14 protein-coding genes are annotated in these 13545 nt (G+C 44.2%); 7 read left to right on the forward strand and 7 right to left on the reverse strand.

Annotated elements, in window-relative coordinates; translation table 11 throughout:
- Nucleotides 1-32: 32 nt before the first annotated feature.
- The 4 genes from ihfB (at nt 33) to pyrF (ending at nt 2740) form a co-directional block, all read left to right on the forward strand.
- Nucleotides 33-317, forward strand: a complete 285-nt coding sequence (gene ihfB / locus CAG60_RS04310) for an integration host factor subunit beta (protein WP_004395638.1) — start codon at nt 33-35, stop codon at nt 315-317.
- 158 nt (nt 318-475) lie between these two features.
- A complete protein-coding gene (locus CAG60_RS04315) occupies nt 476-760 on the forward strand; it encodes a LapA family protein (RefSeq protein ID WP_161438371.1) in 285 nt (94 codons plus the stop codon).
- 3 nt (nt 761-763) lie between these two features.
- Nucleotides 764-1933, forward strand: coding sequence for a lipopolysaccharide assembly protein LapB (lapB, locus tag CAG60_RS04320; protein ID WP_004395636.1), 1170 nt, complete (start codon nt 764-766; stop codon nt 1931-1933).
- A gap of 105 nt (nt 1934-2038) precedes the next feature.
- Nucleotides 2039-2740, forward strand: a complete 702-nt coding sequence (gene pyrF, locus CAG60_RS04325) for an orotidine-5'-phosphate decarboxylase (protein ID WP_154168630.1) — start codon at nt 2039-2041, stop codon at nt 2738-2740.
- A 17-nt stretch (nt 2741-2757) separates the two neighbouring features.
- Here pyrF and miaE read toward each other — a convergent pair whose 3' ends face one another.
- On the reverse strand, nt 2758-3531 hold the full coding sequence (gene miaE / locus CAG60_RS04330) for a tRNA isopentenyl-2-thiomethyl-A-37 hydroxylase MiaE (protein WP_202598232.1): 774 nt from the start codon (nt 3529-3531) through the stop codon (nt 2758-2760).
- A gap of 206 nt (nt 3532-3737) precedes the next feature.
- Nucleotides 3738-4502: a hypothetical protein gene (locus CAG60_RS04335; RefSeq protein ID WP_040904878.1), complete on the reverse strand. Its 765-nt coding sequence runs from the start codon at nt 4500-4502 to the stop codon at nt 3738-3740.
- 238 nt (nt 4503-4740) lie between these two features.
- Here CAG60_RS04335 and CAG60_RS04340 point away from each other — a divergent pair, with 238 nt between their 5' ends.
- A complete protein-coding gene (locus CAG60_RS04340; RefSeq protein ID WP_161438372.1) occupies nt 4741-5979 on the forward strand; it encodes a methyltransferase in 1239 nt (412 codons plus the stop codon).
- Nucleotides 5980-6038: 59 nt separating this feature from the next.
- Here the strand turns inward: CAG60_RS04340 and ald are convergent, their stop codons facing one another.
- Nucleotides 6039-7163 carry an alanine dehydrogenase gene (gene ald, locus CAG60_RS04345; RefSeq protein ID WP_161438373.1) on the reverse strand — a complete coding sequence of 375 codons (1125 nt, stop codon included), beginning with the start codon at nt 7161-7163 and terminating at the stop codon, nt 6039-6041.
- Between the two features lie 155 nt (nt 7164-7318).
- On the opposite strand from ald, the gene lrp reads away from it, so the two are divergent.
- Nucleotides 7319-7813: a leucine-responsive transcriptional regulator Lrp gene (lrp, locus tag CAG60_RS04350; protein WP_115152709.1), complete on the forward strand. Its 495-nt coding sequence runs from the start codon at nt 7319-7321 to the stop codon at nt 7811-7813.
- A gap of 182 nt (nt 7814-7995) precedes the next feature.
- Entirely contained in the window at nt 7996-10839 is a 2844-nt protein-coding gene (locus CAG60_RS04355; RefSeq protein ID WP_161438374.1) for a DNA translocase FtsK, read from the forward strand.
- 72 nt (nt 10840-10911) lie between these two features.
- Here the strand turns inward: CAG60_RS04355 and CAG60_RS04360 are convergent, their stop codons facing one another.
- The 4 genes from CAG60_RS04360 to cyoE are packed head-to-tail and all read right to left on the reverse strand — an operon-like array spanning nt 10912 to nt 13540.
- Nucleotides 10912-11439 carry a hypothetical protein gene (locus CAG60_RS04360; RefSeq protein ID WP_337247086.1) on the reverse strand — a complete coding sequence of 176 codons (528 nt, stop codon included), beginning with the start codon at nt 11437-11439 and terminating at the stop codon, nt 10912-10914.
- Nucleotides 11440-11457: 18 nt separating this feature from the next.
- Complete coding sequence (locus CAG60_RS04365; RefSeq protein WP_161438375.1) at nt 11458-11994, reverse strand: copper chaperone PCu(A)C; 537 nt, start codon at nt 11992-11994, stop codon at nt 11458-11460.
- A 2-nt stretch (nt 11995-11996) separates the two neighbouring features.
- Complete coding sequence (locus CAG60_RS04370; protein WP_004395626.1) at nt 11997-12623, reverse strand: SCO family protein; 627 nt, start codon at nt 12621-12623, stop codon at nt 11997-11999.
- Nucleotides 12620-13540: a heme o synthase gene (cyoE, locus tag CAG60_RS04375; RefSeq protein ID WP_199244801.1), complete on the reverse strand. Its 921-nt coding sequence runs from the start codon at nt 13538-13540 to the stop codon at nt 12620-12622. Before cyoE ends, CAG60_RS04370 begins: the two co-directional genes overlap by 4 nt.
- Nucleotides 13541-13545 lie beyond the last annotated feature (5 nt).

A 13545-nucleotide genomic window follows, 5' to 3' on the forward strand; every position in this document is an offset into this window, starting at 1 on the left:
ATAATCAAGGTAAAAACTCAATGAGGGAAACTATGACTAAGTCTGAATTGATAGAAAGGCTGTGTGCAGTACAAACGCATCTGTCAGCCAAAGAAATTGAAGATGCCGTAAAAGATGTTCTTGAACACATGTCCAAAACGTTAGAAGACGGAGAGAGAATCGAAATTCGTGGTTTCGGCAGTTTCTCTTTACACTATCGTGAGCCTCGCATTGGACGTAATCCGAAGACTGGCGAAAAAGTAGAGTTAGAGGGAAAATATGTACCTCACTTTAAGCCGGGTAAAGAACTACGTGAGCGGGTTAACCAGAACATTTAGTAATACGACAAGTACACCAGCGGCATGCTTTTTCAGTATGCCGCTTTTTTGTGTCTCAAAAGTCACTGGATTATTAGATTGAGCATGGTTTGTCAGACGAATTTACTGCATAATCAGCAAGCGAATTGGTGAATATGAACCTAAATAGGATAGGTATTATGAAAATAATAAAAATTATCGTGTTATTGGCCTTATTTCTTATCGCGTTAGCGTTAGGTGCTCAAAATCAAGCGATCGTGACGTTTAATTATCTGCTTGCCCAAGGTGAGTTTTACTTATCAACATTATTGGGCGGCGTGTTTGTGACCGGTTTTTTAGTGGCTTGGATTTTATTTGGTGGTTTGTATCTTAAAGCGAAGCTTGAGATACGTAAGCTTAATCGTAAAATAGCCAAGCAAGTTGTGCCGCAAACGCCAATCAAGCCAAAAGCTAATCTGGAATAATTAATGTTAGAACTTCTCTTCTTGCTCTTGCCCATTGCTGCCGCTTACGGATGGTATATGGGCAATCGTAGCGCCCAGCAAGACAAGCAGAAGCACTCTCACCAAATCTCCCGTCAATACGTTACGGGGTTAAACTTATTACTTTCTGATCAATCTGATAAAGCCGTTGACCATTTTATTGAACTGCTTCAAGTTGATAATGAAACGATTGATACTCATCTTGCGTTAGGTAATCTGTTTCGTTCCCGTGGTGAAGTCGATCGCGCCATTCGCATCCACCAGAATCTTATTTCTCGATCAGGTTTAACGATTGATCAAAAAAATCTCGCACTGCAACAGCTTGCTAAAGACTATATGGTGGCAGGTTTTCTCGATCGCGCAGAAAAAATATTTGAACAATTGATCGATGAACCTGAGCATCGCGAGTCCGCTTTGCAACAATTAACGGCGATTTACCAACAAACACGCGAATGGCATAAAGCGATTGAGTGTGCACAGGCGTTAGTGAAGTTGGGGCGTAAGCGGATGAAAAATAGTATCGCTCATTTTTGGTGTGAGTTGGCAATGCTAGAGCAATCTGACGGGCAAGATAATAAAGCGATGCAGTTTTTTAAACGTGCATTGCATGAAGATCCTAAATGTGTCCGCGCCAGTATTTCGCTGGGTAAGCTGTGTCTCGCGAATCAGCAATATCAGCAGACGATCAGTCATTTAGAGCGTGTCTTAAGCCAAGATATTGACTTCATTGGTGAAGTGTTACCAACCTTGGCTGAATGTTATCATCACCTTGGTCAAGAAGATGCTCTGGTTGAGTTTTTGCGCCAATGTATTGATAACAATGCCGGAGTTTCTGCGGAGTTAATGCTTGCGCAGTTGGTCGCTCAACATGATGGTGTGGCAAGTGCTCAAGAGCTGTTAACTCGTCAATTAGTTAAAAACCCGACCATGAAAGGTTTTTATCGCTTAATTGGTTATCACATCGCAGAAGCGGAAGAAGGCAGAGCGAAAGCTAGCCTTTCTACCTTACAAAAATTGGTTGGAGAACAGCTAAAAGCCAAACCTCACTATCGCTGTCGTCATTGCGGATTCTCGACTCACTCGCTGTATTGGCATTGCCCCTCTTGTAAGGGGTGGGGGACAATTAAGCCGATCCGCGGTTTAGATGGTGAGTAATTCCCTCATGCATGTTTAACCAGAAATAGACCGAGCATCCATCGGTACGTATTGAATGGAACAAAGGTTAAGTATCAAAACGATAGGTCATTATTAGGAGTAAAAATGAACGACCAAAAAGTCATTGTTGCCTTGGATTATGAAAAACGAGCAGAGGCGCTTGCCTTCGTCGATAAGATTGACCCATCGAGCTGTCGATTAAAAGTGGGTAAGGAAATGTTTACCCTATTTGGCCCGGAGTTGATACGTGAATTGCATCGCCGTGACTTCTCTGTCTTTCTTGACTTAAAGTTTCATGATATTCCGAATACTTGTGCGAAAGCGGTTCGCGCTGCAGCAGAGCTTGGCGTATGGATGGTAAATGTCCATGCTAGTGGCGGTGAGCGAATGATGGTGGCCGCTCGTGAAATACTCGAACCTTATGGTAACGAGCGTCCGTTACTGATAGCGGTGACCGTATTAACCAGTATGGAGCAGGTCGATTTGGCAGGGATAGGGATTAACCTTGCGCCAGAGCAGCATGTACTACGTTTAGCGACCTTAACTAAAAATGCTGGCTTAGATGGCGTGGTCTGCTCTGCTCAAGAAGCCTCTGCATTAAAACAGCATTTAGGCTCATCGTTTAAGTTGGTTACACCGGGGATTCGTCCGGTTGGAGCTGATGTTGGTGACCAAAAACGGATTATGACGCCGATTCAAGCCCTAGAAGCGGGCTCGGACTATTTAGTGATTGGACGGCCTATCACTCAAGCTAATCATCCCGCTCAAGTCTTAGCTGAGATTAATGCCTCACTGATGGCTGTTTAGCATTGAGAGTGCGCCAATTAAATTGGCGCACCGCTATGAAATTTAAAATCATCATCTTGGCTCTGGATGAGCTCAGCTTCAATAGCAGCAAAATAGTCGATACGTTGACGGATATCGTTTTCTGCAATGTGTTCAGCTAATGCTAGATAATCTTGATAGTGCCGAGCCTCAGAACGCAATAATGAGAGATAGAATCGTCCAATCTCTTCCGGTAAGTGAGGGGCTAACTTAGCAAATCGTTCGCAAGATCGAGCTTCGATAAACGCACCGATGATCAATTTATCAATCAATGCATCCGGTTCGAAGGTTTTAACATGCTTAAGCATGCCTTTGGCATAACGACTCGCATTGATTGGCTGATACTCTAACTCTTGGCGTTCAATAATTTCTGCTACTTGATAAAAATGATGCAACTCTTCTTTGATCAATAAAACCATTTTCTCAATCATCGCTTCGCCATAGGCACAGTCACTTCTCGCGTGAATCGATTTCGACAACTGACTGGTTCCTTTGAGAGAAAGCAAATCGCCTTGGCATTGATAAGCAAAACGTTCATAGGGTTGAATTAAGGCTGTCAATTGCTGAGCGGCTTCATCGGTTAGCACATAGCGTTTGAGTAAAAAAATGGCGCTTTGCGCCGCCTTCAGCTCACACAATAAATGATCTCGTAAAATAACGTTTAAATTCTCAGGTCGTTTGGCTTGAACTATCCAAGAGTCGGGCGTTGGGCAGAGTAGGAATTGCTCAATTGGAGCGAGTAATGGTTGAATGGCGGTCTGTATCATGGTCATTAAAAAGTATCGGCTTAAGCTATCATTTGGATCAGTAGTGATAGGATGAACTTGACGTGGAGCCCCAATCATACCATTAGTCGATATTCATGGGGAACAATGGTAACGTCCTATACGGTCACTTGTCTCGGGATAAAAGACGGTAAATGGTGAACTGTCGTCTGTCTGGCATTTGATGATGGAGGATGGCTATGGGAGCTGTCCCTTTACCACTTTTTCTTCTCACCAAATAATGCTTCCATATCACTGTTGCGCTCTTTGTCTTCCATTTGTTGGACATCAGCAGCACTTTTAGTTTGACGGCGTTGTTCAATGTCATCATGCATGGTTTGTAGTTTTTCTCTTGCTTGAGTCGAATAGCTGTCGTTTTTGGTATTAAGAACATCAATCCCTTTGCGGAGAAGTTGCAGTGCGGTACCTGGTTGCCCACGAACAATCGAATCGTTGGCACGCTTAATCACGTTTTCAATATTAATTCGAATTTGAATGGTTTCAAGCCGAGCGTTTTCTGCGACGAAGGCTTGGGTATCAAAACGACCTTTGTTGTGTTCACTGCGTACCGTATCTCGGAGTCGTTTAACCAGTTTGAGCATGACAATGGCTTGCTTATCGCTACTTGGAACTTTAAACGGCGTACTTTCTCCACCGGGATGGTTTTCTTTTAGGTGTTTAATTTGTGCCTGCATATTTTCGACGCGCTGTGCCAATTGCTTATTTTTGGGATCTAAATCAAGCATGTTTTGCAGAGCATCAAGAATTCGGTTATTTAAACAAACCAGCAAATCTTTACTAAATGGCATATGATGCGCATTACCGATTAAATCTTCAGTAGCATCAATAATGGTTAGATAACGTGCAGATTCTTGTTTCTTGGCCGTTTCTATTTTCAATCGATACTGCAACATAATGTTGTAGCCTAAGATCAAAACCAGAAGCACGACTCCGAGAGCGATAAGTAAACCTATATTCATAAAATCCGTATCTTTTTTAGAGCCCGATAATAAAGGATACACTATCCTACCTGTATCGACATCACCAACAAATAGACAATCTTAATTATTTATGTGTTAAGCATAAAAAAGTGTAACCGAGCCGTCATTTTAGATGAGGATAGGCGATCTATTGGCAGTATAGTACGTTTTTTTGCCAATGGTCTTCTTTCTTCCTCGTTAACTTGACCCTAAAATAGCGCTTTAGTTAGGGGGCATAATGCAGACACTTTTTACTCAGCTCGATACATTTCTTTCTCAAACCGCATTGTTTTGGCGTTTTGAGCCCTTTCATCATAATGTGGATGATGCTGATCATTGGTATGGGGTTAACTCTGAACTGGATCGTTGGCTTAACTCGCTCTCTCCACAGCAAATAGCTCAACTGAAACAGCAACCGGATGTTTTGCTTTGCCATCTATCGATATATATTGAAGGACTTGCTGAGATCATTGCCAGCACTCACGATTTTCTTGTAAAGCAGCCATTACTCACGGTATTGCCTACTGACGAGAATACGCAAAGGCTGCATTCGCTCTATACGGGTATTCCTGGACGAAAAATTGAACAAATCAAGCGATTGGGACAACAGTTGATTGCTCGGCATCAAGGTCAATCATGGTTAGAGTGGTGTGCAGGTAAAGGGTATCTGGGGCGTTTTTTAGCCACTTATTCTGATAGTCCAGTGCTCAGTTTTGAATATCAAGAGGCCTTATGTCTACAAGGACAAGCTGAAGCGGATAAGCGCCAATTAGCGATGATGTTTGTGCAAGGCGATGCTTTTAAACCGAGTAGCCAAAAGTTGTTTAAACCCTGTCAACATGCTGTGGCTTTGCACGCTTGTGGTGATTTACATGTGCGCTTAATGCAATACGCTGCGCAAGCTTCGGTGTCTGCAGTGAGTGTTGCGCCTTGTTGTTATCATCTTATCGAAGCGGATCACTATCAACCATTATCGAGTTTAGGTCAGCAGTCTGGGTTGAATCTCACTCGCCAAGAGTTACGTATTCCTGTTCAAGAGACGGTTACTGGAGGTGAGCGAGTGAAACGTCACCGTCAACAAGAGATGAGTTATCGCTTAGGCTGGGATGAGTTACTTAAAGCGGAATTAGGCTTAATAGACTATCAACCGACACCAAGCATTAAAAAATCACAGCTTTCTGAAGGCTTTAAAGCATTTTGTCTTTGGGCAGCAGAACAAAAAGGCTTTTTGTTGGCGTTAGATAAGATTAATTTTGCGAACTATGAACAGCAAGGGTTAGCCCGTTATTGGCGTATGGAAAAATTGAGCCTTGTTCAACAAGGCTTTAGACGCTTATTAGAAATGTGGCTCGTTTGTGATAAGGCGCTGTTCTTAGAAGAGCAAGGTTATCAAGTGTCAGTCAGTGAATTTTGTCCGCGAGAGGTAACACCAAGAAACTTGCTCATTCATGCCAAGCAGGCTTCTTTACTGGGGTAAAGCGGTCGTATCAGTCGACACTATTGTTACGTGCAGCCAGTTTTAGCGTCGACTTAAACTCAATGCGTAGATTTTAGCGCCTCTATCGCGTTGATATAAGGTAAATTAAAGCTGTCTGCGACTTCTTTACAAGTTACTTGTCCTTTGAGGATGTTCAGTCCCGCCAATAATCCTTTATCCTCGAGCAACGCTCGTTGATAACCCAGATTGGCAAGTTTTACAATGTAGGGAAGGGTAGCGTTATTGAGAGCAAAAGTGGAGGTTCGCGCCACGGCTCCCGGCATATTTGCGACACAGTAGTGAACCACATCATGCACGACATAACTAGGTTGATCGTGGGTTGTGGGATGAGAAGTCGCGAAGCATCCCCCCTGATCGATAGCGACATCAACAACCACCGATCCGGGTTTCATGCATTTAATATGTTGTTCATTGACCAATTTTGGTGCGCTGGCTCCAGGGATCAACACCGCACCAATCACTAGATCGGCGTGAATAATTTGTTGTTCAATGACGTCAGCGGTGGAGTAGAGCAGTGTTGCTCGACCTTGGAACTCTTCATCTAATTTGCGTAAGGTTTCTAGATTACGGTCGAGTAGAGTGACATTCGCACGTAAGCCAATGGCGATTCTTGCGGCACTCGCGCCGACTACTCCACCCCCCAATATCAATACATTGGCTGGCGCAACACCGGGCACGCCACCGAGGAGAATTCCCATTCCTTTGTGAGATTTTTCCAACATACGAGCTCCGGCTTGAATGGACATTCTGCCAGCCACCTCAGACATTGGTGCTAGTAGTGGTAATCGACCCATACTATCTGTTACAGTTTCATAGGCAATACAGACAGCATTACTCTTGATAAGTGCTTCAGTTTGTGGAAAATCTGGAGCAAGATGCAAATAGGCAAATAAAATTTGCCCTTCTTTGAGCATAGCGCGTTCTGTGGCTTGAGGTTCTTTGACCTTAACGAGCATTTCGGCTTGCGAGTATACGTTTGCTGCATTAGGAACAATGGATGCCCCTGCAGCGATATAATCATCGTCTGAAAAGCCGATACCGGATCCTGCTTCGGTTTCGACAATCACTTGGTGGCCATGTAAAGTAAGCTCTCTTACACTGGCGGGTATCATTCCCACGCGATATTCGTGGTTTTTGATCTCTTTAGGTACACCAATAATCATTCTAACTCCTTACATGAATCATTCATGTTGGGTTTTTGTTGGAATTTTGTGTCGAGTTTATGACTAGTATAGTTGTGCGTATATAAAGTTTGATGCTGAATATGAAGAAGTTGTAATATATTTTTTTGCAAGGAAGTAATAAGGTGGAATAAAAAATGGCAGACAACTATAAAAGGCCCTCCAAGGATCTTGACCGTATTGATCGCAATATCTTAAATGAGTTGCAAAAAGATGGTCGTATTTCGAATGTAGAATTATCCAAACGGGTTGGTCTCTCGCCAACCCCTTGTTTGGAGCGGGTAAGACGACTTGAGCGTCAAGGATACATTACTGGGTATACTGCCCTGTTAAATCCCCAGTATCTTGATGCCTCACTGCTCGTGTTTGTTGAGATTACCCTTAATCGGGGGGCACCAGATGTTTTTGAGCAATTTAATGTTGCTGTGCAAAAACTCGATGACATCCAAGAGTGTCATCTCGTTTCTGGGGATTTCGATTATTTATTGAAAACACGAGTATCCGATATGGGAGCCTACCGTAAACTATTGGGTGATACCTTGTTGCGGTTACCTGGCGTTAACGATACGCGCACCTACGTGGTCATGGAAGAAGTGAAACAAACCAATCAACTGGTGATAAAAACTCGTTAAGCTTGATGATGTGAATAAGAGACTTCTTACCGCATTCTGACGTTGATACATTGGGTTTTTAACCGTGATATGGTTAAATCTACCAACAGTCTGAGCGGCCATCGCCGCTCAGACTGTTTTCTCCTCTCCAATATGGGTTATAGTATTTTTTATACTGGCCATTATCATAGTCAAGTTGGTATATGTTCAAACACAGTAACAATAAAGTTGAAACGATCATCAAAACCTCTGAGCAGTTGCCTCCCTCACGTTTAAATGGCAAGCAGCGTTTAAAAGAGTGTGGGCTTATCTTGGCGGTTCTCTGCTCCGTGTTACTGGCGGTAGCTTTACTGACCTTTCACCCAGCGGATCCTTCTTGGTCACAAACCGCGTGGGGTTCTGACATTCAAAATGCTGGTGGTATCGTTGGCGCTTGGGTTGCTGACACACTCTTTTTTGTTTTTGGCTCGCTGGCTTATCTATTGCCGATTATTTTTACTGTCACGGCATGGATAACGTTACGCCGTCGTGAGGAGCAAGAAAGTATTGATTTGATGCTGTGGGGGACCCGTTTACTTGGCTTAGTTATTTTGATCCTCACCAGTTGTGGGTTAGCTGATATCAATTTTGATGATATTTGGTATTTTTCGTCCGGTGGGGTGATTGGTGATGTTCTCACTAGCTTAGCATTACCGACCCTGAACTTACTTGGTACGACCTTAGTGCTGCTCTTTTTATGGGGAGCGGGGCTAACGTTATTAACCGGAATCTCTTGGTTAACGATTGTCGAGTGGCTCGGCAGTAACGGTATCCGAGGCGGTCAGTGGTTGATTAACCGTGTCCGTGGTGACAAAGACGAGCTTATCCAGCCACAGAGTGTTGATCTTGAGCCGATGTCTCCCGATGTCTCGCCTGACAATACCTCATCCGTCAATTCGATCTCTGAGCGTATTTTGGAGACGAATAATAAGATTGTTGAACGCCAGTCAACAACGACAGAGCAAGCACCGCGACGCTTCAATATTCATATTCCGGATAACCAAAATACAGAGAAACCGGAGCGGAAAGTCTCGCTTAATGCGACGATAGAAGAGTTAGAACAGCAAGCTCGTCAATACGACGACTTTGCTGAAGAACCGGATTTCACTCCCCCTGTTCAAGAAAATCCTGTTCAGCCAGTCGAATCGATAGGATCGGTGACGCTGAGCGAAGCGAACGTGGATGATGAACCTGTATTTAATCCTCAAACGTTAGAGGAAACGGAATGGGACGATCCCATGACTCAACCTGCGATATCTCGCTTAGATGTTGTTGAAGACGAGTCATCGTCGCCCACATTAAGCCACTCGCCATCATCGGAGCCGAGACTGACTGCTGATCATGAGCAGAATATTGAGATGAGTGATGACGACGATGAGAGTATTGAAGATGAGTCATTGCCATTGGACGCTGATGTTCAGGCATTTCAAAGCATGGTGTCTGATGCGCAAGCCAATATGGCGGCGACCCAAAATCCATTTTTGATGCAGCAAAATGTCAATTTGCCCAAACCTGCTGAGCCAATGCCCACTTTAGAGCTGCTGTATCATCCTGAGAAACGTGAAAACTTCATAGATCGCGTAGCGTTAGAAGAGATTGCCCGTTTAGTAGAATCAAAATTGGCTGATTATAAAATTCAAGCTCAAGTGGTGGGGATTTTTCCTGGGCCGGTGATTACGCGTTTTGAATTGGATTTAGCGCCTGGAGTCAAGGTCAGCCGAATATCGAGTTTATCGATGGATTTAGCTCGCTCCTTATCGGCGATGGCGGTACGAGTCGTAGAAGTTATTCCTGGTAAGCCTTATGTTGGCTTAGAGCTACCGAATATGAGTCGACAAACGGTGTACTTGTCGGATGTCGTCAGTAGTGCGCAATTTAAAGAGGCGAAGTCACCAACGACCATGGTTCTTGGGCAAGATATTGCTGGTGAAGCCGTGGTTGTCGATTTATCAAAAATGCCACACGTGTTAGTGGCAGGAACCACAGGTTCCGGTAAATCGGTTGGGGTTAACGTGATGATCCTCAGTATGCTTTACAAATCGACGCCAGAAGATGTGCGATTTATCATGATTGACCCTAAAATGCTCGAATTATCGGTATATGAAGGCATCCCACATTTATTGTCTGAGGTCGTCACCGATATGAAAGATGCGTCCAATGCATTGCGTTGGTGTGTCGGCGAAATGGAGCGTCGTTATAAATTAATGTCAGTATTGGGCGTGCGTAACATCAAAGGGTTTAACGATAAACTCAAAATGGCAGCGGAGGCAGGGCATCCGATTCACGATCCACTTTGGAAAGAAGGGGATAGCATGGATACCGCTCCCCCGCGTTTGGAAAAGCTGCCCTATATTGTTGTCGTCGTCGATGAGTTTGCAGACTTAATGATGGTGGTTGGTAAAAAAGTAGAAGAGTTGATCGCGCGCTTGGCGCAAAAAGCCCGAGCGGCGGGTATACACCTTATTCTTGCTACTCAACGCCCTTCAGTGGATGTGATCACCGGATTAATTAAAGCAAATATTCCAACTCGCGTGGCGTTTACCGTATCAACCAAAACGGATTCTCGAACTATTCTTGATCAAAGTGGCGCAGAGTCATTACTAGGAATGGGGGATATGCTCTATCTCCCTCCGGGGTCGAGCCATACTATTCGCGTTCATGGAGCGTTTGCGTCTGATGATGATGTCCATGCGGTGGTCAATAACTGGAAAGCTCGCGGTAAGCCTAACTATATCAGTGATATTATCGCTGGTGATCAAGGGCCAGAGTCGCTGCTGCCAGGTGAGAAAATGGACGATGATGAGGAAATGGACCCGCTATTCGATCAAGTCGTTGAACACGTTGTAGAAACTCGCCGAGGTTCGGTCTCTGGTGTCCAACGTCGGTTTAAAATTGGCTACAATCGTGCGGCAAGAATCGTTGAGCAGCTGGAGGCGCAAGGTATTGTCAGTGCACCAGGCCATAATGGTAATCGTGAAGTGCTAGCGCCTTCCTCTAACCGAGAGTAGCCTTTAAAATTAATCTATACATAAAAAGGCCCTGTGTTCAACAGGGCCTTTTTTCATCATTAAACGCGTAGGTTATTGGCTAGCTGGTTTTATCACTTGATAGCGAGTTGTAACTAAGCAAACTGCAGGACTCTGATCGGTCAGAAAAGCTTGTTTACCAGCGATACGATCGCTAGTAAGAACCATAGTTTCTTGATTCAGTTTACCTTGAAATGTCCACTTACTGAACGCTTCGTGCCTTGCGTCCGCACAATTGGTTTGTAACAAGTAACTTTCGATCGCCGTTGCCTGACATTGGCCCGCGGTATTTTCTACGGCATGAAAAGTGATATGGCTCGCTCTGTCTCGATAATCGGTGACTGTGAAGGCATGAAACAACTGATCATGGCTAATAGGGGTTATCTGCTCTAGCATGCGGTGTGGATTGAGTTTCAGTACTTCTGCCGCAAACTCAGTGAGCATGCTCTCGCAGGGCAGTGCTTGCTGCTCGGCAATAATATCCATTGAGGTTGTGGGTCTTGTCGGAGACTCAGCCATGACACTGCAAGAGATGGTACTGGTGAGCGCAATCAAAGACAGTTTTTTTGCGGAGGTAAGCACTTTTTTCTCCCGAGGTGATTAATGGGCGTGAGTGTGGTTGTTACTCATATCCAGTACCGGTAGCTCAACCGGATAAACATTTTGCGCATCATCGATCAATTCGACAACAACAGTTTGCCCAGCGACGAAGGGCGTTGCAATATCCATAAACATAATATGATAGCCACCTGGAGTAAGATCAAACTGACCATGAGCTGGCACCGTGATGCTCTCGACTTGACGCATCGACATACGGCTATTTTCCATCACCATATGATGTAACTCAGTATGTGTTGCGGCATCGCTACGTGCAGCGATGAAAACAATATCAGAGTCAGACTGGTTGACCAATGAGAGGTATCCGGCACTGACTTTGGTTCCAGGAATGGTGGCTTTCGCTTTAGGCTCTGCAATCGATAAGCCTTTACCGATAGCAATCAGTTGTTCATCTTGTAAAGAATGATGAGCATGATGATGATTAGAGGCGGCATCGCTTTCAGCCGTGAAATGACGAACGATGGTTGCTAACACGAGTAGCAAAATGACGCCAATAAAGAGTTGGACAATACGATTCATGATTAACCTTGTTTAGTTTCTTGGTAGCGTTGTAGTGTGCGTTCGATACGGGCAGCCAGTTCTGTCGGTGTTGTACTGTAGCTCATCGACGTAACAAACTGTCCATTAGGGGCGATAACAAAGAATCGGGAGACATGATCAACGGTGTAGCTCAATGCGGAATTTTGCATATTAACCATGTCATAATAGACACCATATTGGTTTGTGATTTTATTAATGTCTTCTGCAGTGCCAGTTGCGCCTTTAATTCTGGGATCAAAATGCTGCGCAAATTGATGCAATGATGTCAGATCATCGCGCGAGGGGTCGACACTGATAAACAAGCCTTGTACCTCATCACCGACCTCGGCAGGTAGCATGCGAAAAGCCGCCGACATGACGCCCATTGACGCTGGACAGACCTCGGCACAGCTCAGATAACCAAAGTAAAGTACCACTACTTTCCCTTGATAATCATCCAAATTAATGTCACCCAGTGCGGTATGAAGACTAAAGTTACCACCGATTTGATTGGGTTGTACTGGTCGCTCCCCGATGGGGACGGTTGAATATTTAACATACAAACTAATAACAATGGCGATCAAAATCGCCCCAGTTATTAAGGTGTATTTAATCGCTTTTGAACTCATGACGATAGGCCTTCTAAACTGAACGTTGGCAGTGCCGCTTGAATATCGTTATGTACTGCTACATGAGCGAAATCAACTGAAATCAATAAGCAGAACAACATGATACAAGCAATAGATAACAACATTAATTGTTTGCCCCACTGCTCGGTCGGCATCTTTTGAAAGCCAACCTTGGCGATATATAACCAATAAAGGCTAATCAATCCCATACCTAGAGCGAACCAGCTTCCCGCATATCCATGGTAAGTGAGTGCCCAACATGCCACAGCAAAGGCAATAATATAACCAATGATATGGTAGCGAGCCTTAGCGATACCTTCTTGAATAGGAAGAACAGGAATGTTAGCCGCTTTATAATCATTAAATCGATAAATGGCAATCGCATAAGAGTGGGGGATTTGCCAAATACAGAACGTTAAAAATAAAATAGCGCCACCAATATCAAGTTGATGAGTGACGGCAAAGTAACCAATGACAGGAGGACAAGCACCAGATAAACCACCAATTAAAGTACCATGCACAGAATGGCGTTTATAATAGAGGCTGTAAAAGCCGACATAAACGACAAAACCCAGTACACCGAAGCCAAAGGCAAGTTTTGAGGTGAAAAAATACAAAATGGCAAAGCCAGCAAGCCCAAGTAAGCAAGCTTGCATCAGCGCGTGTGAAACGGGAACGATTTTTTGTACCAGTTCACGGTTACGTGTACGCTGCATTTTTGCATCTATGTCTATGTCAATATAGTTATTAAAGACACAGCCAGAGGCTACGACCAAACTGGTGCCAAGGCAAACAGCAATAAAAAGTTGCCAGTCAATCTGGCCTTGTGAGGCCAGAAAGAAACCACCCGCCGCGGCAACGAGGTTGCCGCGGATGATGCCTGGTTTAGTAAGTTGTAAATAGTGCTTGAACATCATTACTT

This window comes from Vibrio sp. V33_P6A3T137 (assembly GCF_009904835.1).
Lineage (GTDB): Bacteria > Pseudomonadota > Gammaproteobacteria > Enterobacterales > Vibrionaceae > Vibrio > Vibrio metschnikovii.